The following is a 19,522-nucleotide window of genomic DNA, read 5'->3' on the forward strand; positions in this document are numbered from 1 at the left end:
GGAGTCAACCGGCCGTCTTCCTCGTCGCGCGCCCATAGAGAAGACATAGCAGTGCCAGCAGCACTGCGGCTGAGAGCCCGAGCGACCAGTGGATGCCGATCGCCGCACCGAACAGTCCGACCGTGATGCCGCTGAACGCCCGCATCCCAAGCCCCGCCATGTTGTAGAGGCCGACGACGCGACCGCGAATGTCGGACGGCGCGTTCAACTGCACCAGCGCCTGCGCCATGGTATTGAACGACAGCTCGAAGAAGCCTGCAAAGAACAACAGCACGATCGCGACCGGATAGATCCGCACCGAGGCGAAGCCGAGCAGCGCCACGCTCCACAGCATGGCGAGCATGATCGCGGTGCGCGGCGTGCCCTTGAGCCGCCCCCAGGATTCCAGCGCGATGCCGGCGAGCAGTGCGCCGGCGGCATCGGCCGCGAGCAGCACGCTGTAGGAGATTCCGGGATCGCCGTGGCCGAGATCGCCGGCAAAGCCCGGCATCTGGGCGTGATAGGCATTGCCGATCATGAAGGAGGTGAGGCCGGCGAGCCATGTCATCGCCGTCAGCACCGGCTGCGTGCCGATGGCGCGGATGGTCAGCATGATGTCGGCAAGGCCGCGCACGGCGAAGCGCCGAACGGCGACACTCTTGTCCCGCACCGGCGCCCAGAACAGCCACAGCAGCATCGGCAGATAGAACAGCGTGTTGAAGATAATGCCATGCGAGGTGCCGAGCGTCAGCATGATAATGCCGCCGACGGCAGGTCCGACCAAAATGCCGAGATAGCGCGCCATCGCATTCAGCCGCACCGCGCTCGGAAGATCGGCCGGACCGACGAGATCATAGAGCAGCAGCTGGTTCGGCGTCTGCCACAACACGCCGGCGCAGCCATGGATCACCAGCAGCAGCATGGCGTGCCACATCTCGATGGCGTCGGTGATGAAGAAGAAACCCCATCCAGCCGAGGCCACGATGAACAGCAGCATGCCGCATTGAATGATGCGGCGCGGATCGACCCGGTCCGCCAGCCCGCCAACCGCGACCGAGAACAGCAGGAACGGCAACCAGTGCGACAGCACGGCAAAACCCGCCAGCGCCGGCGAATGGAATTTCTGGAACACCACCCAATAGCTGATCACATGCTCGATATTGTCGGCCATCATCGCCAGCACGTAAGCGATGAACTGGAGCCGGTAGGGCACCGACCTCATCGCTGCGAACGAGCCGGACGCGACGACGGGATTTTGAGGGAGGGGGTTCAAGCGGGCACCTGGGGTGGGACTTTGGCGCCGTGCCTACACGTTCGCCGTCGAGCGCTCAAGGCACTTGGGTGTGTGGAGACCAGGGTCCCGTAGCCCGGATGACGAAGCGATATCCGGGAATGCTGGCCCCGCATGTCGCTTCGCTCATGCGGGTTACGAGACCGCGGCTTGGCACCAGCGCGCATCTCACATACGCTTCGCTTCAGCCCGCACCAATCAATCATAACAGACGGGCAGCGAGGACACGCCATGGACCAGATCCGCGTCTGCACCCACGCAGGGCCGGGCAGCGAACCCGTCATTCGCACCGTGCCGTGGCCGAAGGTCGGCAAGAGGGCCGCGCTGATCAAGGTCGGCGCGTGCGGCGTCTGCGGCACGGACCTGCACATTCTGAAGGGGCATTGGCCGAAGCCGCTGCCGTGGCCGTTCACGCTCGGCCATGAGCTCGGCGGAATCATCGTCGAATGCGGCGACGAATTCACCGAGGACTTCATGAGCAAGCCGCTCAAGGTCGGATCAAAAGTGATGATCCCGCCGCTGATGCCCTGCGGCCGCTGCTATTACTGCATCCATTATCCCCAAGTCGCCAACAAGTGCCTGACGCCGGTCTATTACGGCCGCTATCTCGGCTTCGACAAAGCGCCTCACATGTGGGGCGGCTGGGCCGAATATGTCTATGTCGATCTCGACATGCTGCCGGGCACCAAGATCTACAAATTGCCTGACGACATGTCGCTGCGGCTGGGTGCGCTGTCGGAGCCGCTGACGTCCTGCATCCGCGCCTTCAACCGCGCCAGCCGCGCCGGCGGTTTCACCTGGGGCGACACGGTGGTGATCCAGGGCTCGGGTCCAATCGGCATTCTCGCGGTCGCCGCCGCGCAGGAGATGGGAGCAGGGCGCGTGATCTGCGTCGGTGCGCCGGAGGAGCCGCGGCTCAAGCTCGCGCGTGAGTTCGGCGCCGAGGCGACAGTGAACATCGAGGAACTGAAGTCACCGCAGGACCGCATCGCCCGCGTGCGCGACATCGTCGGCGGCTTCGGCGCCGATCTGGTGATGGATTGCTCGGGTCACCCCTCCGCCGGCCCCGAAGGCATCGAGATGCTGCGCGACGGCGGCACCTATGTCGAGATGGGCCAGTTCACCGACGCCGGCTCGATCGACACGTCCTGGCACCGCATCTGCACCAAGGACCTCAATGTGCTGGGATCCTGGGGCTTTACCGCCAATGATCTGCCGCTCGGCGTCGACATGCTCTACCGCACCCGTGACAAATATCCCTGGCTGAAGATGCAGACGATCTATCCGTTCACGGAAGACGGCGTCGCGCAGGCGGTCAGGGATGCCATGGCGATGAAGACGGTGAAGTCGACGATCGTGCCGTGGCCGGAGCTGGTGGAATAACCGATGTCGTCCATCCCCGGAGATTTCGCAGCGTTTCTGATCGAAGCCAAGCGGCGGACCTATGCGGGCCTCGACGACGACGCCACCGTGGCCGCTCCGCTGCTCAGAGGCTCAAAGCAGCTCGAGCATCGCGCGGCGCCCTATGCCTATCGCGATATCTATTTCGGGATGGGGTTCTTCGTCGGGCAGGAGACCGTGTCTCGGGATGACCGCGTCATTTGGTCGATGAGCTACAGCGGTGGCGTCCGCGCGGAGATCACGGATCGAGACACCTTCCTCGCGATCTACAAATTCCTGCGCCAGGCGTTGCTGGACGTCAGCATCGAGTATCCGTTTCGGGGCCCGCATCTGTTCGAGCACGCAGGTATGATTTATCGGAACGAGGTCGAGGGCGCGCTCGATCGCTTCCACGGTGTCGAGACGATTGCGCGGCAGGATGGCGTGCCGCTCTATGCGGTCCGTTACAGTGGCGGTATGTTGCGATAGAGTTTCGCGAGCCCTGTAGCCCGGATGGAGCGCAACGTAATCCGGGATTCTCGCCTGTGGCTCCCCGTATTCCGCTACGCTCCATACGGGCTACGGGCCGGCGTTGGTATGAAGGACGAGATGACAAACGAACAAACGACCGAACCAGGCCAGCGCACCCGCTCGCCCTTCCGCGCCATCCGTGCGATCGACTACACCGTCATTTTCGTGCGCGACATGGCGGCGATGCGGCGCTTCTATGAAGACGTCCTCGCATTTCCGCTGCTGCGGGAGCTGTCGCCGAACTGGATCGAGTACGGCTTGGGCCCCAACACGCTGGCTCTCGCAAGGCCGGGCCGAACCGCGACTGACGCGCCGACGCCGGCGGGCAGTGCCGCGCTGCAACTGGCCTTCAAGGTATCCGCGGCCGAAGTCGATGCGTGTGCCGACGAACTCGCACGCCACGGCGTGGCGCTGCTGTCACCGCCGACGAACCAGTCGTTCGGGCATCGGACGCTGTTCTTCCGCGACCCCGACGGTAATCTTTTGGAGATCTATGCGGAGATCTGAACCGGGCAGCGGCGGGCCCGTACACGAAAAGTTCCATCGAAAATCCGCGAGTTATTCACGCCGGGGTGAAACTTAGGCCCAGGTTACGGCTTTGAGTTCACGGGAGAGTTCATCGTGAAGCAGATCCTGAAGCCCCTGACCTACATCGCGGCCGCCATCTACTTCCTGGTGGATGCGGTCTTCATGGCCGTGGCGAGGCCAATCTCGCGCTGGATCGGGCGCCATCTCCAATTGAAGCGATTGCGGGGCTGGATCAGATCGCTGTCGCCTTATTGCTCGCTCGCCTTGTTTTCGGTACCCGTCATTATCCTGGAGCCGGTCAAGCCCGTGGCAGCCTATCTCGCGGCGACCGGTCAGATCGTGAGCGGGGCCGTGACGTTCATCATCGGCGAGCTGCTCAAGCTCGTGCTGGTCGAGCGCCTGTTCCATCTCACCCGTGACAAGCTGATGCGGATTCCGGCTTTTGCCTGGGCGTACGGCAAGTACTCCGAGGTGAAGGCGTGGCTGCAGGCAACCGACGCCTGGCGCGCCATCCGCGCACTGAGCCGCGCGGCCAGGGACACTCTTGTGCGGGCAAGAGCTAGACTGGTCGGCGGCTTCAGCAGCCTGGTGACCTCCAGGGATTAGGGCTGCGCCGGGCGAGTTGCCCTCTATGCGAACTTGCGCGCGGCTGCGGTCGCCTTGTCGCCCGTGTTCGGCGTGCCGGTCGGCTCGATCAACATGAGATGAACCTCCTCGCGCGCCACCGGGCGATGTTCGACACCTTTCGGCACCACGTAGAGTTCGCCCGGACCGAGCGTCACCGTCCGGTCCCGCAACTCGATATCCAGTCTGCCTTTCAGGACGAGAAAGAAATCGTCGGTGTCGTCATGCTTGTGCCAGGTGAATTCTCCCTTCACTTTCACCACCATCACGTCGCAATCGTTGAAGGTCGTGATCGTGCGTGGGGACCAGAAATCCCCAAATGTCGCGAGCTTGTCGGCAAGCGAGATTCCGTCGGCCATGTGTTCTCCCGTTCTTCCGTGCGGCACAATTTAGGTCGAGCGATGCCAGCAGCTATTTGACATATCCCGACGATATGGCCCGCGCCCATTTCGGGTGGTCGTTGGCGAGGGCACGGGACGATGCGGCGTCCCAATCGTATTCGAGGGCCAAGAGTTCGGCCTGCCAGCCCCTTTGTCGCTTCGTGAGGATTGCATATCGCGCGTGCGGCGAGCGGTATTCCAGGTTTGCGGCAACGGGAATGTCTGCGAAGACCGGGCAACCAACGCTCCCTGGATTGAGAACCAGACAGTCATGAGGTCCGTGAACGACGGCCTGGCGGTGGCTATGACCACACAGCACCACGCGCGCCGTCGGCTCACTCGCGAGGCGCATTGCCAGCACGTCGCGGCGTGCCGGTACGAAGCGGCCGTCGTCGAGCGTTTCTTCCAGCAGGCATGTCGTATCGTTGTCGGGCGTGCCGTGGCAGGCCAGGATCCCATCGTCCAGCCGTATTTGGGAAGGCAGGCTGTGGAGTGCGAGACGTTGCTCCGCAGTCAATGCGTTGCGCGCAAACAGACCTGCCGACGAGAGCTTGTCGTCCGGAAACTCCTCAATCCAGCGATCATGGTTTCCGCGTACGGTCGGCAGCGACAGCGCCTCGAGCGCTTCGAAAGTCTCTTTCGGCCACAACGGGCTGGTGACGCAATCGCCAAGGTTGACCGTACGATCGACGCCACGCGCCTTGATGTCGGCCAGCACCGCCTCGAGCGCGGCAAGGTTGCCGTGGATATCGGAAATGACTGCCAATCGCATCGTCGTGCTCCCTAGTCCAATCGGCCTGAGCTTAGCCCTGTTGTGCGTCTCCGGCAGCTCCAACCGCGCATAATTTAAGCGAGGTGGCCGTGAAAATCCGCAGCCTCGCCCCAAAATCCCGCTATATGCAGTAAAATGCCCCGAAAATGCTGGATGTAGCGGGTCGAGCTGGCCAGTAAGCTTATTCTCGGCATCACCAAAGCCATGCGTCATAGGCATGGTGATTTGCCCGCACTTGGCGTAAAGAGCGTCCAAATCAGATCACCACGCGTGCGGCTGGACCATTTGCCGCCTACGCAGCTTCAGGTCGCGCGGCTCGACGTTCCGCGCCTGGACCAACCAAGGTTTATCCCGTGTCTTTTCCGACCATGAGTGCGCCGCTCGCCCGAGCTTTGGCCGAGCGCAATTACGACCGTCCGACCCCCGTTCAGCTCGCCGTACTCACGGACGAGGCCGCTGACCGCGATCTCTTGGTTTCGGCACAGACCGGCTCCGGCAAGACCCTGGCCTATGGGCTGGCCATGGCCAAGGACCTGTTGGGCGACGCCGAGCGGTTCGAGCGGGCGGGTGCACCGCTTGCCCTGATCGTGGCGCCGACCCGCGAGCTTGCCTTGCAGGTCCATCGCGAGCTGGCCTGGCTGTACGAGCATGCGAGCGGGCGCGTCGTTTCCTGCGTCGGCGGCATGGACCCCAGGCGCGAGCAGCGCGAGCTTGCGGCCGGCGCTCATATCGTCGTCGGCACGCCCGGCCGGTTGTGCGATCATTTGCGCCGCGGCCGCCTCGACATCTCGGAATTGAAGGTAGTCGTGCTCGACGAGGCTGACGAGATGCTCAATCTCGGCTTTCGCGAGGACATGGAGTTCATCCTCAAGACCACGCCGGACACGCGCCGCACCCTGATGTTCTCGGCGACGTTCCCGCGCGGCATCGTCGCGCTGGCCAAGCAGTATCAACAGCGGGCGTTCCGGATCGAGGTCGCCGGCGACGAAGGCGGTCACGCCGATATCGAGTACCGCGCGATCCGGATCGCGCCCGGTGATGCCGAGCACGCCGTCGTCAACGTGTTGCGCTTCTACGAGGCGCCGAGCGCGCTGGTATTCTGCAGCACGCGCGACGGCGTCCGGCACTTGCAGGCGGCACTGCTGGAGCGCGGCTTCTCCGTGGTCGCTTTGTCAGGCGAATTGACGCAGAACGAGCGAACCACGGCGCTGCAGTCGCTGCGCGACGGACGCTCGCGCGTCTGCGTGGCGACCGACGTCGCCGCCCGGGGCATCGATCTGCCGAGCCTCGATCTCGTCATTCATGCCGACCTGCCCAACGACGCCGAGGTCATGCAGCATCGCTCCGGCCGCACCGGCCGCGCGGGCCGCAAGGGGACGAGCGTCATGCTGGTGCCGCCCGTGCGGCGGCGGCGTGCGGAAATGCTGCTGAACGTCTCGGGCATCGACGCGGTCTGGGGGACGGCGCCGCAGCCGGATGAGATCCGCAAGCTCGATCACGAGCGCATGAAGGACGTGCTGTTCACGGAGGAGACCACCGCCGACGATCTGGCGCAGGCGCAGGCGCTCTTGGCCGAGCGGTCGGCCGAGGAGATCGCCGCGTCACTTGCACGGCTCTATCGCGCGCGGCTGCCGTCGCCCGAAGACATCATGGAGCCCGTCGAGCGAGCTGGCCGGCCGCGCGAGGATCGCGGCCGCAACGATACGCGCGCGCCGCGCGACGATGTCCGCGCTTCGCGCGGCGATGATCGGACCGAAAGGGCTCGACCAAAAGCGGGAAAATCGTCGTCGAAACATGGCATGGCGGATGGCAGCGTCTGGTTCCGGGCCAACATCGGACGAAAAAAGAACGCGGAAGCGCGCTGGCTGTTGCCGATGATCTGCCGTCGTGGCGGCATCGACAAGAACGACATCGGCGCGATCAAGATCATGGACACCACGACCGAGTTCGAAATTTCCGAGCGGGTCGCGGAATCCTTCGCCGTGAAGATCAAGCGTCCGGACAAGGAAGACAATATCCGTCTCGAGCCGATGGCGGATGCGCCGCAACGGCAGGCGGCATCGGAAGAGCGGCCCCACGCGCCGCGGCGCGAGAGCGGCGACAACGATCATCGTGAACGCCAGGGCGAACGCGCGCGCGAGCCGAACGGGTTTAAACCGCAAGGCAAACCTCACGGCAAGCCACACGGTAAACCGCACGAAAAGCCGTACGCCGAACGCACACCGAAATTCGACGATGCTCCTTCCTTCGCAAAGAAGAAAAAGCACAAGAACAAGCCGGGCCACGCTGAGCCCTCGGTCACGTCGTGGTCTGAGAAGGGCGCCGCCGGGAAGAAGCCGAAGACTAAAAAGAAGCATCGCGCCTGACTGGCGCTGCCCAGCGCGGACGGCAATGATGCCGCCGGATTGCGCCGGCGGCATCGTCTCAGAAATCAGGTGTGAGCAGCGAGATCGCGCAGCATGTAGGTTGCGCTGTCGCCGTAGGTCGCGAGCTTTACCCGCAGCTCCGCATCCGCCGTGACCGGCCGAAAGCCGAGACGCTCCCACAGCGGCCGCGTGGCGTAGACCGACACCAATGCGAGCGTCGCGATTCCTGACGCGCGCGCGAGCTGTTCGGTCGCAACGACATAGTCGCGCGCGACGCCGCCGCGAAAGTCGGGCAGCACCGCGATGTCATGCAAATAGAGGCAATCCGCATCGCCGGGCAATTGCTCGAGGAAGCCGTCGAGCGGCGGAATCCGGTGCTGCATCCAGGGATGCGCCAGACCGTAGCCGACGATCCCGTCGTCCGCGACGATCACGCGGCAGCCATAGGGATAGAGCCGCATCTTTTCCGCAAGCACCTCGGGGCGTTCAGGCAGATCGGGATGGATTTGCGCTGCGATCTTGCTGATCGCCGGCAGATCGGAGGCGCGGGCGGGACGCCAATGCGGCTTGCTCATGTCGATCCGTCGTCCATCTCCATCATCCCAGTTTATTCCGATGCGACGAGGCTTGCAGCGAAAAATATCTTTGCCGCGATCTCAGGAATACGACGGCTCGCGCGGCGTCCTACCCATGCAAGCCCATTGCCTGACAGGAGAGACCATGACGTCATCCATCCGCCTCGCGCTCACGCTCGCAATATCGCTGGCGCTGCTTCCCGCTGCCTTCGCGGCACCGCCGACCAAGACCGGCAAGACCGACAAAGGGAACGTGCTTACCGACGCCAAGGGCATGTCGCTCTATACTTTCGACAAGGATGCTGACAGCAAGTCGGCCTGCAATGGTCCGTGTGCGACCAACTGGCCGGTGCTGAAGGCCGAGGCGAGCGATGCCGCCGCCGACGGCTACACCGTCATCACGCGCGACGATGGCTCGAAGCAGTGGGCCTACAAGGGCAAGCCGCTCTACACCTTTGCCAAGGACACCAAGCCCGGCGACGTCACCGGCGACGGCTTTCTGAACGGCGCCTGGCATCTGGCGATGCCGTGAGCGCGGTGCACTGCTAGCGCAGCCCCTCATAGACCATCAGCCCGCGTGCGATCTGCAGCTTGCGGATCGCGCGCGGCAGCAGTTTTTCCGGCTGGTGCAGATAGCGCCAGGAGGTGAGGGCGAACGGGCCCAGCGCGCCGCATTCGTCGTCGAACGGCGCGAGCACGCCCGTCACGCTCACCGGTGTATGCGGGCGGGCGTTGAACGGCAGCAGCAGCAGCTCGAGATACGCCTTGCTGCCGTCCTCGCGCGCGGCGGTGACGCCGGCGATTGCCCCGAGGCTCTCATCGGCGACGATGGTCGTGATCTCCTCGATCTCGCGGCGGCTAGCCTCGTTGAACAGCGCCGCAAAGCTCGCATCCTTGAGGTCGCGCCCTGCGAGGGCGCAGACGCGCGTGCCGGCGACGCGGAACGGAAAGCCGAGATGGGGCTCGCAGGACAGCACGAAGATGTCACCGAGCAGGCCGCGCACGGCGGCCGGATCGATATCGGCCCGGTCAGGGGCCCGCGCGGTGCCCCGCTTGGTGTCCCAATATGCGAAGAACTCGCGGCTCGACGGATGTTTCATGGCTGAACGCTTACCCCGGGGCGCAACCTCGCGGGACAAACCTGTCCCGCTTCAGTGCAGCCGCGATCCCTGTGTTGTTGTGCAGGAGGGGCTTTGCAGCGTCCATGCCGCAGCGGCATTTTCGGTGCTCCTGGCGCTGCCTTTGCGTCGTTAACGTTAAATTAACTATGCGCTTTCCGTGCACCGCCCCGCTGCTATGGTGATCGCGGTCGCAAGCCTCGCCGCTTTTCTCCAGGTTCTCGGCGAGGCCTGTACACAGGCGTCAAACAGTTTGGTCACCGGCCGCGGGGAGGGGTGGGGATACTCCCGTCTCTCTGGGTACCGGAAGTCCGACACGGATAGGCAGGGCTTTCCCAGGGCCCTGCCTTTTCCTTTTGTGCACTTGCGCAGCGCGGGCAAAGGCGACTATCTCCAAGGCCTGTCGTGAAGCCTGTCGCTCCGATCGCGCCTGAAAGCGAAGCCGCCCTTGGAATTCCCGCCAAATTCTCCGCCGCAAGATCCTTCGTCGCAAGATGCTTCGCTGGGGGTGCCGGCCGTCGTTGAGGAGGCTCCGCGCGAGCCGATCCTGACGCTGCCGTTCGCGCTGACCGCCTATATCCTCCTGCTCGCGGTGATCCATCTGCGGGTGCTGCTGCCGCCGGAGCTCGAGAACTGGACCATCGACGTCTTCGGCTTCATCCCCAAGCGCTACGATTCCTCGCTGCTCAATCTGGAGATCCCCGGCGGAGCCGGCGCCAAGGTCTGGACCTTCGTCACCTATTCGCTTCTGCATGCCAATCTCACCCATCTCGGCTTCAACGTGCTGTGGCTGTTGCCGTTCGGCAGCGCGCTGGCGCGGCGCTTTGGCGCCATCAGGTTCTTCCTGTTCCTCGCGGTGACGGCGGCGGCCGGCGCGCTCGCCCATCTCGTCACCCATGAGCACGCGGTGGCGCCGATGATCGGCGCCTCGGCCTCGGTGTCCGGCGCGATGGCGGCGGCGATCCGCTTCGCCTTCGTTCGCGGCAGCTTCCTGTCGTTCAGCCGATCGGATGCCGATACCGCCGCAAGAGTTCCGGCGCTGCCGCTGTCGCGCGCGTTGCGCGACGGGCGGGTGCTCGGTTTTCTTGCGGTGTGGTTCGGCGTCAACATCGTCTTCGGCGTCGGCGCGATTGGCGTCGACAGCGAGACCACGAGCGTCGCCTGGCAGGCGCATATCGGCGGCTTCCTTGCCGGCCTGTTGCTGTTCGCGCTGTTCGATCCGGTGCCGCGCGTGCGAAGTGATGCTGCGGATGCGTCATCACGGGACATTTCAGACCGCATTTGAAGCGGCGCTTGCGGCGCCGCCCGAATTCATCCATCATTCCCGAGAAGAATGTTCCGAAGCGACAGGCCGCTAGCGGCGATGCTTCGCAAAGCGCCTGAACGTGAAACCGGCGCTGAAACTGTTAGTTGAAGACTCGAAGAACAAGTCCGGACCGCGAACAGCGGACGGTTGCGATTCAGGGAGGCGACAATGACGGTACGTTCGATTCTCAACACCAAGGGCCACCAGATCATGAGCGTCGAGCCCGACGCCAAGCTGGCTGCCGCGGTCAAACTGCTCGCCGACAAGAAGATCGGCGCGGTGCTGGTGATGAACCAGAGCCGGCTGGAAGGCATCCTGTCGGAACGCGACATCGTCCGGGTGATCGGCGAGCGCGGCGCCGGCGCGCTGGAGGAGCCGGTCTCGCAGGTCATGACCCGCAAGGTGGTCACCTGCAAGGAGACCGACACGGTCGCCGAACTCATGGAGATGATGACCACCGGCAAGTTCCGCCATCTGCCCGTGGTCGACAACGGCAAGGTGGTCGGCCTGATCTCGATCGGCGACATCGTCAAGCGTCGGGTGCAGGAATACGAGGCCGAGCAGGAAGCTCTGCGCGACTACATCAAGACTGCCTGATCAGTAGACCGCCTGATCAGGCCTGCTGGTCGGCTTTGGGCGCGGCGCCCTCGGGCGCGGGCGCCAGTTCGTGGATTGCCTCCTGGATGGACTCCAGCGCACGCTCGGCTGCGCGGGTGCCCAGCGCGATGAGGTCTTCGGAGCGGTGGAAATCGAACCAGCCGAATTGGCCGATCCGCGGTGTGATCAGCATGTCGGGCGGATCGCCGGCGAGGCGGGCCCGGGTGATACGGTCCTGCATGATGTTGAAAGCGTCGACCATCACCGAGGAGAGGCCGGGCCGGGCGCTGCCGCCGCCGAAGAACTCGCGCTTCACCGTCTTCTCAGGCGAGAAGAATCTCGGGAAGCGCCGCTTTGACGCCGGCTCTTCGGTCGCGGGGATCACCGGTTCAGGCATCGCGCCGTGCGAATAGACCGTCGTCGAATAGGTGAAGATGTCGCTGGAAAGATTTGCGGCGATGACGATTTCCGCGCCGAGCGCGCGGGCGGCCGAGACCGGCACCGGGTTCACCAATGCGCCGTCGACCAGCCAGCGATCGCCGATCAGGACCGGAGAGAAGATGCCGGGCAGCGCGTAGGAGGCGCGCATCGCGTCGACTACGCGGCCGCGCGTCAGCCAGATCTCGTGGCCGGTGCGGACCTCGGTCGCGACGGCGGCGAACTTGACTGGGAGATCCTCGATCTGGCTCTGGCCGCAGGCAGCCTCGAGCCGGGTCGCCAGCTTCTCGCCGCCGATCAGGCCGGAGCCGTTGAGGCGGATGTCGAGATAGCCGAGGATGTTGCGCATGCCTTGCAGGCTGCGGCCCCATTCTTCCAGCGTATCGAGCCGGCCGGCCGCATAGAGGCCGCCGACCACTGCGCCGATCGAGGTGCCGACCACGACGTCAGGCACGATTCCGTTGGCGAGCAGGGTCCTGATAATGCCGATATGAGCGAAGCCGCGCGCCGCGCCGCCGCCGAGGGCAAGGCCGATGACCGGCCGGCGGATGCTGCCCAAGCCGACTTTCTCGCCGACCTTATCGCTGTTCGAACCCCGACCCTTCAATATGTCCAGCACCGAAACTCTCCTACGCCGGGACCCGCCATCAGACTAGGCACCGCACTCGCGCTCCGCCAGAACCGGGCCGAAGCATGGTTTATGCCGGTTTGGGAAGCGCGCGGGGCAGGAGTATGGCGAGGGACGGGTGCCCCTGGGGTAATCACGCAGGCGTCAGCCGGGTTCCAAAGAACCGTATTGGCCGTATTTCTCGGGGATCCAGAGGCTTGAATTTGCCGCGTTTTCGGTGAAAAGCAGGTGGCATGACTCTCGGGGGTGACGGCATCATCGGATGGCGGCGCAGCACATCGCTGCTGCCGGTGCTGGTCCTTGCTGCCTGCCTCTATACTCTTGGCCAAAATGCTGCGCAGGCGCAGCTTTTCTCCGATCGTCCGCCGCCGGTGCCGCCCGCGTCGGTGCCCGATCCCGGCGGTGCCGTCAGTCTGGCGCCGCCCTCCGGCCCGGGTGCCGGACCGCCGAGCCTGCCGCCGACCCTGTTGCAGCCGACCACGCCCAGCATGCCGCCGCCCGCGGTCACGACTGTGCCATCCGCCCCGCCGCTCAACGCGGCGGTGCCCGGACAGGGCGTGCTGTCGCTGACCGCGAAATACGGCAAGGACACCCCGCCGATCACCAGCGGCCTGGTCTGGCGCGTGTTTGCCGATCGTCCCGACGAGAACGGCACCTTCAAGCTGATTCGCGAAGATCGTAATGCCACGCCAAACATCGTGTTGCCGCCCGGCAATTACGTCGTGCATGTCGCCTTTGGCCTCGTCAGCGCGGTGCGCACCGTCAGCCTGAAAGCCGAGACCGATCGCGAGTCCTTCGTGCTGCCCGCCGGCGGCTTGCGCATCGAGGGCCGCGTCGGCACCAGTCGCATTCCGCAGAACCAGATCTCGTTCGCGATCTACAAGGGCAGCCAGTTCGAATCCGGCGAACGCGCCTCCCTGGTGCCGAACGTGGCCGCCGGCGACGTCGTGCTGCTGCCGGAGGGCACCTACTACATCATCTCGAATTACGGCGACGCCAATTCGGTGGTGCGCTCGGACATCCGCGTCCAGGCCAGCAAGCTCACCGACGTCACCATCACCCACCGCGCTGCCGTCATCACGCTCAAGCTCGTCAGCGACAGGGGCGGCGAGGCGCTCGCCAACACCGCCTGGTCGGTACTGACCCCGGGCGGCGACGTCATCAAGGAATCGATCGGCGCCTTTCCCCGCGTCGTGCTCTCCGAAGGCGAATACCGCGCCATCGCCAAGAACGAGGGCAAGGTCTACGAGCGCGGCTTCAATGTCGTCAACGGCGTCGACGGCGAAGTCGAGGTCGTCGCGCGGTAGTGCTTGAGCGGTGATGCCGCATGCGGCCTGACGCTGGTCTTCGTGCCTGGTGAACACTTCTCATTCAGCGCATGGATTCCCATATCTCATTACCGCCAGTCCCGTGTGCGAAAGCAGATGCTTTCCGCTGCTCCGCTTGCTGTTGCGATTGTTGGCGTTTCGATTTGAACAGCTCTGGCAGCGCTACCAAGCAGGACCGATCAACACCGGCACAGCCGGCTTATTCCAGCGGCGCCGCGACTTCCTCACAGCCGGTGCAAGATACCTATTTCCGATAATCAATTTTATTCGCTTTCCATCCTGCCGCGTTATATGTCGGACATCACTCCAACGGGGGAGGCCGGAGCAGGCTCGTGCGTCTGCGAGACCGGCAAGGAGCAGGGGACCAAGCTCGTCGGCATGTTCGAAGTGATCCTCACCAGGCGTAAGCGGTTCGGCTGGCGGTGGCAGGTGTGCGACCAATCCGGCAAGAAATTTGCCGATGGCTTCGAGCGCACTCGGCCGTCCGCCAAATATCATGGCGAGCGCGCATTGTTCTTTCTGTTGTCGCAGGCCTATCTGCGCAACCGCTTGGCGACGTCCAGCGAGGACTAGTCGGGACTGCGCGTGCAGTCCGATAAGTCCCGTAGCCCGGGTGAGCGAAGCGATACCCAGGACAGCTCGTGGTCGGAATCCCGGATGTCGCTTCGCTCATCCGGGCTACAAGACCTTGCGTTGCCCGACGGGCAAAACACCCAAATTGTCGGTCAACGCGAGCCGCGAAAATATTCCGCTTTGCCGAATTTCGGAAACGACGTATGTGTCGCCGCAACCCGGCCCAAGGAAGAGGGGCGTATCGCGATCGTCACGAACGCGGGCCGGACGGCGGTGGACGTTAGTCACATCGGCGCGATCGGCTTCGCAGGGCGGGCAACCGTGAGCGAAGGCCTCGCGCACACGACCGGTGTGATCGGCGTACGGCAAAATCGTGTGGTCCTGACGCCCGGGGTCTGTGCGTCAAGCGTTGCGGTGATGTGGGTTGCCCAACCGGGCGCACGCGTCAGCCATCCGCAAGGCGACGGGGGCAATAGTGCATCGCTCCCCGGGGAGAGCGCGACATAAGCCGTAAAGCCACTGCGCAGGGAAGGCCGGATGTTTTGGCTTCACCTGTATGCTGCTGTGCAATTTTGTTCACGACAATCTCGCACAGTGGACCGCGGGTGCCAGCCGGCACCCGGTCTCCCTGCGCCCTCTTTCATTTGAGGGTAAGGCATCGAGGCAAAGCTCGGGCGAACAAGCCGCGAGGATGCGAAGGTGCGTCTGCGATCCGGAATGCGATGAAAGTGCGACGCTTCCACCCACAGACTCCGTCGTTGCGAGCGCAGCGAACCAATCCAGAGTCTTTCCGCGTGGGCAGTCCGGATTGCTTCGCTGCGCTCGCAATGACGAGGATGATGGGAGTATACGCCGCCGAGATCGCAAAGCTGCTCGCCGATTTCGGCGAGCGAGATTCACGGACGGCGTAACTCGGACGGATAGCAGTCGTAGACCAGCGCCTTGAAGGCCGGCGTGATGCGGCTGCGCTCGTTCTGGGTCTGCTGCATCAGCAGGTAGACCATGTCGAGCTTGGGATCGACGCCGAAATAGGTGCCGCTGCCACTGTCCCATTTCAACTCGCCGAGCGAGCCCGGCGGCGGCGGTTTGGCGTTGCCGGGATCGGTCCGCACCGCGAGGCCATAGCCATAGCCGAAGCCGTCGCCCGGAAAATAGAAGTAATCGCGTCCGACGCCCGAGCCCGGCCCGACGTGATCGGTCGTCATGGCCTTGAAGGCAGCGGGGCTCAGATAGCGCTTGCCGTCGAACTCGCCGCCATTGAGCAGCATCTGCGCGAATCGCTGGTAGTCGGTGATGGTCGAGAGCAGCCCGCCGCCGCCGGACTGCCATTCGGGGTGATCGAGGCGCTCGCGCTCGGCGGCGAGCAGGATGTTGTCGTTCGGCAGCGGCCGCGCCATCCGCGCAAGCTCGTCCTCGGTCGCCAGCGCGAACTTGGTGCTGCTCATGCCGAGCGGATCGAAGATGCGCTGCTTGAGGAATTCGTACAGCGTCTGGCCCGAGATGATCTCGATGACGCTGCCGAGGACGTCAGTGGAATGACCGTAGCGCCACAGCGTTCCCGGTTGCCGTGCCAGCGGCAGCCTTGCGATGCGTTCGGCGAATTCCCTGTTGTTGAATTGACCTTCGAAGATATTGGCGGCCTTGTAGGCCTGCTCGACCCATTTGCCGCCGATGTAGTCGTAGCTGATGCCCGAGGTGTGCCGCAGCAGATCCTCGATGTTGACGGGACGGACCGGGGCCACGAGATCCAGGTGCAACGTGCCGTCGGGATTGGTGACCTCGAGGCCCACCTTGGTGTCGGCGAAGAGGGGAACGTATTTCGACACGGGGTCGGTGAGCGCGAGCTTGCCCTCGTCGATCAGCATCATCGCGCCAAGGCAGGTGATCGGCTTGGTCATCGAGTGGATGGCGAAGATCGTATCGGGCGTCATCGCGAGACCGGTCCTGGTGTCGCGCACGCCAATAGTCTTCAGATAGACCGGCTTGCCGTGCTGCTGGACCAGCACCACGGCGCCGGGCAGCCGGCCATTCGTCACCTCGTTGTCGAAATACGCTGTGATACGGTCGAGCCCGTCGGACGACGGCGCGGGGACGTCGGCGGCGCGGCTTCGCGCCATCGTGCCGGCCAGCAGCGCGGCTCCGACCAGAAATTCACGACGCTTCATCCGGGCTTCCTCCCTCGCCGGGATCAAAGCCGCAAGACGTCGAAGGCGTCAACACGCCTTCGATTAAAATCGCGTCACGATTTCAGAAAGGACCGGTCGCGGACGGTCTTCGCTCGGCCTGGTCGGCTTGCCGATATGGACGAAGCCCGCGAGCTTCTCGTCCGGCTTGAGGCCGAGGCCATCCAGCACGTCGCGATCGAACGCGAACCAGCCGGTCAGCCAGCAGGCGCCGTAGCCGAGCGCCGCCGCGGCCGTGACGATGTTCATAATGCTGGCCCCGGCCGACAATTCCTGCTCGAAGGCCGGCACCTTCGGATGCGGTTTGGTGAAGCTGACGATGCCGATCACCAGCGGCGCATCCGTGAGGCGTTTGCGCTCGGTCTCGACGTCGGCCGCCGGCGCGCCGGGATTCTTCCGGGCAAACACCTTCGCGATCACCTCGCCGGCGCGCTGGCACGCATCGCCCTCGAAGATGATGAAGCGCCAGGGCGCGAGCTTGCCATGATCAGGCACGCGCGCGCCGATGGTGAGGATCGTCTCGAGCTCGGCCGGGGAGGGGCCAGGTCCGGACATCTCGCGCGGCTTGACCGAGCGGCGGGTCTTCAGGAGTTCGATGGCGTCGGGCACTGCGGTTTCCTCTTCGGCTGGTCGTGGGGCGTGCAGTCCCCACATAGGAATGCACGCCCGCAACCGAAAGCGAGTTTAGACCGATTTCAGATGTCAGGTCGCGCCACGCGCCCGCTTCACATCCGGCGGGGTCGCTTCGTCGACGAGGGCGGCGATGGCTTCCACCGTCGTCGTCACTTGCTGCCCGTCGCTGCCGAGCCGGCGGATCGAGACCGACTGCGTCTCGGCCTCTTTCTTGCCGACCACGAGCAGTGCCGGAATTTTGGCGAGCGAATGCTCGCGGACCTTGTAGTTGATCTTTTCGTTGCGCAGGTCGATCTCGGCTCGAAGTCCCGCACGCCGGACCTGCTCCAGCACCTGCTTGGCATACTCGTCGGCTTCCGACGTGATGGTGGTGACCACCACCTGCACCGGCGACAGCCAGAGCGGGAAGTTGCCGGCATAGTGCTCGATCAGGATGCCGATGAAGCGCTCCATCGAACCGCAGATCGCGCGGTGCACCATGACCGGCGGCTTCTTGCCGCTGTCGTGGTCGATGTAGAACGCACCGAACCGTTCCGGCAGGTTGAAGTCGACCTGCGTGGTGCCGCACTGCCAGTCGCGGCCGATGGCGTCGCGCAGCACATATTCGAACTTCGGTCCGTAGAAGGCGCCTTCGCCCGGATTGATCTCGGTCTTGATGTGATTGTTCTGCGACTGGATCTCGCGCAGCACCGTCGCCATCACGCGCTCGGCGTGATCCCACATCGCGTCGGTGCCGACGCGTTTCTCCGGCCGGGTCGACAGCTTCACAGTGAGATCGCCGGTGAAGCCGAAATCGGCATAGGTCGACAGGATCAGCTCGTTGATCTTCAGGCACTCGTCGGCGAGCTGATCCTCCATGCAGAAGATGTGCGCGTCATCCTGGGTGAAGCCGCGCACGCGCATCAATCCGTGCATCGCGCCGGACGGCTCGTAGCGGTGCACCACGCCGAACTCGGCGAGCCGCAGCGGCAGGTCGCGGTAGCTCTTCAGGCCATGCTTGAAGATCTGCACGTGGCCTGGGCAGTTCATCGGCTTCAGCGCGAACCAGCGCTTGTCTTCGGCCTCCTCGCCGGCCGACTGCGCCGCGAACATGTTCTCGCGGTACCAGCCCCAATGGCCGGAGGTCTCCCACAGCGACTTGTCGAGGATCTGGGGGGCGTTGACCTCGCTATAGTCACCGGCCAGGCGGCGTCGCATATAGGCGATCAGCTGCTGGAAGATGGTCCAGCCCTTGGCGTGCCAGAACACGACGCCCGGACCTTCCTCCTGGAAGTGGAAGAGGTCGAGTTCGCGCCCGAGCTTGCGATGGTCGCGCTTTTCCGCTTCCTCGATCTGCTTCAGATAAGCGTCGAGGTCCTCCTGCTTGGCGAATGCCGTGCCGTAGATGCGGGTCAGCATCGGGTTGTTGCTGTCGCCGCGCCAATAGGCGCCGGCCACCTTCATCAGCTTGAAGGCGTTGCCGACCTTACCGGTCGATGTCATGTGCGGGCCGCGGCAGAGATCGAACCAGTCGCCCTGGTAATAGATCTTGATCGGCTCGTTGCCGGGAATGGCATCGACCAGCTCGACCTTGAACGCCTCGCCCTTGTCGCGGAACACCTGTTTGGTCTTTTCGCGATCCCAAACCTCCTTCGTAAAAGGCTTGTCGCGCGCGATGAGCTCGCGCATCTTCTTCTCGATCGCGGCAAAGTCTTCCGGCGTGAACGGCTCGTTGCGGAAGAAATCGTAATAGAAGCCGTTCTCGATCACGGGGCCGATGGTGACCTGCGTGCCCGGCCACAGCGTCTGCACGGCTTCGGCCAGCACGTGGGCGCAGTCATGGCGGATCAGCTCGAGCGCGCGCGGATCGTCCCGGTTGATCAGCTCGATCCTGGCATCGGCTTCGATGGGATCGTCGAGGTCGGAGACCACGCCGTCGAGCGCCATCGCGACCGTACGCTTGGCCAGCGACGGCGAAATTCCCTTGGCGAGTTCGAGGCCGGTGATGCTCTTGGCGTATTCGCGCCGGGCGCCGTCGGGGAAGGTGAGGGTGATTTTTTCCGGTGGGGTCACGGGTCTCAAATTGCTGAGGCTGTACTGGAAGCCGGATTCGGATTTGGGCTGCTCGGACTTGGATTGGTCCTTGGATGGGTCCTTGGGCTGGTCGGTCATGGCATGTCTCCTGAGGCTCACTCCTGCGAACGAGCGCAGGTAAGCGGGAACGAGCGATATATCAGGCGAGTCGGCCTGCGCAATCCGGCATTTCCAAGAAACCGGCGCGCAAAAGCGGAGGCGCTGCACGAACTATTCCGG

19 protein-coding genes are annotated in these 19,522 nt (G+C 64.2%); 10 read left to right on the plus strand and 9 right to left on the minus strand.

Going from position 1 to position 19,522, the window contains the following annotated elements:
* Positions 1 to 4: 4 nt before the first annotated feature.
* Positions 5 to 1,252 (minus strand): MFS transporter, encoded by a 1,248-nt coding sequence (locus tag IVB07_RS14910; RefSeq protein WP_245288415.1) that lies wholly within the window; start codon positions 1,250 to 1,252, stop codon positions 5 to 7.
* Between the two features lie 249 nt (positions 1,253 to 1,501).
* On the opposite strand from IVB07_RS14910, the gene IVB07_RS14915 reads away from it, so the two are divergent.
* The 4 genes from IVB07_RS14915 (at position 1,502) to IVB07_RS14930 (ending at position 4,315) form a co-directional block, all read left to right on the plus strand.
* Positions 1,502 to 2,653 (plus strand): zinc-binding dehydrogenase, encoded by a 1,152-nt coding sequence (locus tag IVB07_RS14915; protein WP_247377289.1) that lies wholly within the window; start codon positions 1,502 to 1,504, stop codon positions 2,651 to 2,653.
* A 3-nt stretch (positions 2,654 to 2,656) separates the two neighbouring features.
* Positions 2,657 to 3,139, plus strand: a complete 483-nt coding sequence (locus IVB07_RS14920; RefSeq protein ID WP_018455350.1) for a DUF5680 domain-containing protein — start codon at positions 2,657 to 2,659, stop codon at positions 3,137 to 3,139.
* Positions 3,140 to 3,259: 120 nt separating this feature from the next.
* Entirely contained in the window at positions 3,260 to 3,688 is a 429-nt protein-coding gene (locus IVB07_RS14925) for a VOC family protein (RefSeq protein ID WP_247377291.1), read from the plus strand.
* 114 nt (positions 3,689 to 3,802) lie between these two features.
* Positions 3,803 to 4,315 (plus strand): hypothetical protein, encoded by a 513-nt coding sequence (locus tag IVB07_RS14930; RefSeq protein WP_018455352.1) that lies wholly within the window; start codon positions 3,803 to 3,805, stop codon positions 4,313 to 4,315.
* A 23-nt stretch (positions 4,316 to 4,338) separates the two neighbouring features.
* Here the strand turns inward: IVB07_RS14930 and IVB07_RS14935 are convergent, their stop codons facing one another.
* Both IVB07_RS14935 and IVB07_RS14940 read right to left on the minus strand, forming a co-directional pair.
* The gene (locus IVB07_RS14935) at positions 4,339 to 4,692 is read right to left on the minus strand and encodes a cupin domain-containing protein (protein ID WP_018455353.1); all 354 of its coding nucleotides are present in this window, start codon (positions 4,690 to 4,692) and stop codon (positions 4,339 to 4,341) included.
* A 52-nt stretch (positions 4,693 to 4,744) separates the two neighbouring features.
* Positions 4,745 to 5,485 carry a metallophosphoesterase family protein gene (locus IVB07_RS14940; protein ID WP_007602584.1) on the minus strand — a complete coding sequence of 247 codons (741 nt, stop codon included), beginning with the start codon at positions 5,483 to 5,485 and terminating at the stop codon, positions 4,745 to 4,747.
* Between the two features lie 368 nt (positions 5,486 to 5,853).
* Here IVB07_RS14940 and IVB07_RS14945 point away from each other — a divergent pair, with 368 nt between their 5' ends.
* Positions 5,854 to 7,851: a DEAD/DEAH box helicase gene (locus IVB07_RS14945; RefSeq protein WP_247361974.1), complete on the plus strand. Its 1,998-nt coding sequence runs from the start codon at positions 5,854 to 5,856 to the stop codon at positions 7,849 to 7,851.
* Positions 7,852 to 7,916: 65 nt separating this feature from the next.
* Here IVB07_RS14945 and IVB07_RS14950 read toward each other — a convergent pair whose 3' ends face one another.
* Complete coding sequence (locus IVB07_RS14950; RefSeq protein WP_247335658.1) at positions 7,917 to 8,426, minus strand: GNAT family N-acetyltransferase; 510 nt, start codon at positions 8,424 to 8,426, stop codon at positions 7,917 to 7,919.
* Between the two features lie 145 nt (positions 8,427 to 8,571).
* On the opposite strand from IVB07_RS14950, the gene IVB07_RS14955 reads away from it, so the two are divergent.
* On the plus strand, positions 8,572 to 8,958 hold the full coding sequence (locus tag IVB07_RS14955) for a hypothetical protein (RefSeq protein WP_204511591.1): 387 nt from the start codon (positions 8,572 to 8,574) through the stop codon (positions 8,956 to 8,958).
* A gap of 13 nt (positions 8,959 to 8,971) precedes the next feature.
* On the opposite strand, the gene IVB07_RS14960 is transcribed toward IVB07_RS14955, so the two are convergent.
* Entirely contained in the window at positions 8,972 to 9,526 is a 555-nt protein-coding gene (locus IVB07_RS14960) for a PAS domain-containing protein (protein ID WP_085361735.1), read from the minus strand.
* A gap of 526 nt (positions 9,527 to 10,052) precedes the next feature.
* On the opposite strand from IVB07_RS14960, the gene IVB07_RS14965 reads away from it, so the two are divergent.
* Positions 10,053 to 10,829, plus strand: coding sequence for a rhomboid family intramembrane serine protease (locus IVB07_RS14965; protein ID WP_018455359.1), 777 nt, complete (start codon positions 10,053 to 10,055; stop codon positions 10,827 to 10,829).
* A gap of 189 nt (positions 10,830 to 11,018) precedes the next feature.
* Positions 11,019 to 11,447: a CBS domain-containing protein gene (locus IVB07_RS14970; RefSeq protein WP_085351136.1), complete on the plus strand. Its 429-nt coding sequence runs from the start codon at positions 11,019 to 11,021 to the stop codon at positions 11,445 to 11,447.
* A 16-nt stretch (positions 11,448 to 11,463) separates the two neighbouring features.
* Here the strand turns inward: IVB07_RS14970 and IVB07_RS14975 are convergent, their stop codons facing one another.
* Complete coding sequence (locus IVB07_RS14975; RefSeq protein ID WP_085361736.1) at positions 11,464 to 12,504, minus strand: patatin-like phospholipase family protein; 1,041 nt, start codon at positions 12,502 to 12,504, stop codon at positions 11,464 to 11,466.
* 242 nt (positions 12,505 to 12,746) lie between these two features.
* Here IVB07_RS14975 and IVB07_RS14980 point away from each other — a divergent pair, with 242 nt between their 5' ends.
* Together IVB07_RS14980 and IVB07_RS14985 are read left to right on the plus strand one after the other, a co-directional pair.
* The gene (locus IVB07_RS14980) at positions 12,747 to 13,820 is read left to right on the plus strand and encodes a hypothetical protein (protein WP_204511590.1); all 1,074 of its coding nucleotides are present in this window, start codon (positions 12,747 to 12,749) and stop codon (positions 13,818 to 13,820) included.
* 312 nt (positions 13,821 to 14,132) lie between these two features.
* A complete protein-coding gene (locus IVB07_RS14985; RefSeq protein ID WP_247361977.1) occupies positions 14,133 to 14,414 on the plus strand; it encodes a hypothetical protein in 282 nt (93 codons plus the stop codon).
* Between the two features lie 896 nt (positions 14,415 to 15,310).
* Here the strand turns inward: IVB07_RS14985 and IVB07_RS14990 are convergent.
* From IVB07_RS14990 to thrS, 3 genes are all read right to left on the minus strand, one after another.
* Positions 15,311 to 16,579, minus strand: a complete 1,269-nt coding sequence (locus tag IVB07_RS14990; RefSeq protein WP_085351139.1) for a serine hydrolase domain-containing protein — start codon at positions 16,577 to 16,579, stop codon at positions 15,311 to 15,313.
* A 63-nt stretch (positions 16,580 to 16,642) separates the two neighbouring features.
* Positions 16,643 to 17,206: a nitroreductase gene (locus IVB07_RS14995; RefSeq protein WP_247361980.1), complete on the minus strand. Its 564-nt coding sequence runs from the start codon at positions 17,204 to 17,206 to the stop codon at positions 16,643 to 16,645.
* Between the two features lie 93 nt (positions 17,207 to 17,299).
* Positions 17,300 to 19,381: a threonine--tRNA ligase gene (thrS, locus tag IVB07_RS15000; RefSeq protein WP_162496534.1), complete on the minus strand. Its 2,082-nt coding sequence runs from the start codon at positions 19,379 to 19,381 to the stop codon at positions 17,300 to 17,302.
* Positions 19,382 to 19,522 lie beyond the last annotated feature (141 nt).

Origin of the sequence: Bradyrhizobium sp. 172 (assembly GCF_023101065.1) — a bacterium.
Classification (GTDB): domain Bacteria; phylum Pseudomonadota; class Alphaproteobacteria; order Rhizobiales; family Xanthobacteraceae; genus Bradyrhizobium; species Bradyrhizobium canariense_D.

Coding starts and splice junctions, on each gene's coding strand:
- IVB07_RS14985 (WP_247361977.1), top strand. CDS start 14,133: ATGTCGGACATCACTCCAACGGGGGAGGCCGGAGCAGGCTCGTGCGTC.
- IVB07_RS14945 (WP_247361974.1), top strand. CDS start 5,854: ATGAGTGCGCCGCTCGCCCGAGCTTTGGCCGAGCGCAATTACGACCGT.
- thrS (WP_162496534.1), bottom strand. CDS start 19,381: ATGACCGACCAGCCCAAGGACCCATCCAAGGACCAATCCAAGTCCGAG.
- IVB07_RS14970 (WP_085351136.1), top strand. CDS start 11,019: ATGACGGTACGTTCGATTCTCAACACCAAGGGCCACCAGATCATGAGC.
- IVB07_RS14950 (WP_247335658.1), bottom strand. CDS start 8,426: ATGAGCAAGCCGCATTGGCGTCCCGCCCGCGCCTCCGATCTGCCGGCG.
- IVB07_RS14925 (WP_247377291.1), top strand. CDS start 3,260: ATGACAAACGAACAAACGACCGAACCAGGCCAGCGCACCCGCTCGCCC.
- IVB07_RS14960 (WP_085361735.1), bottom strand. CDS start 9,526: ATGAAACATCCGTCGAGCCGCGAGTTCTTCGCATATTGGGACACCAAG.
- IVB07_RS14935 (WP_018455353.1), bottom strand. CDS start 4,692: ATGGCCGACGGAATCTCGCTTGCCGACAAGCTCGCGACATTTGGGGAT.
- IVB07_RS14955 (WP_204511591.1), top strand. CDS start 8,572: ATGACGTCATCCATCCGCCTCGCGCTCACGCTCGCAATATCGCTGGCG.
- IVB07_RS14990 (WP_085351139.1), bottom strand. CDS start 16,579: ATGAAGCGTCGTGAATTTCTGGTCGGAGCCGCGCTGCTGGCCGGCACG.
- IVB07_RS14980 (WP_204511590.1), top strand. CDS start 12,747: ATGACTCTCGGGGGTGACGGCATCATCGGATGGCGGCGCAGCACATCG.
- IVB07_RS14920 (WP_018455350.1), top strand. CDS start 2,657: ATGTCGTCCATCCCCGGAGATTTCGCAGCGTTTCTGATCGAAGCCAAG.
- IVB07_RS14915 (WP_247377289.1), top strand. CDS start 1,502: ATGGACCAGATCCGCGTCTGCACCCACGCAGGGCCGGGCAGCGAACCC.
- IVB07_RS14940 (WP_007602584.1), bottom strand. CDS start 5,485: ATGCGATTGGCAGTCATTTCCGATATCCACGGCAACCTTGCCGCGCTC.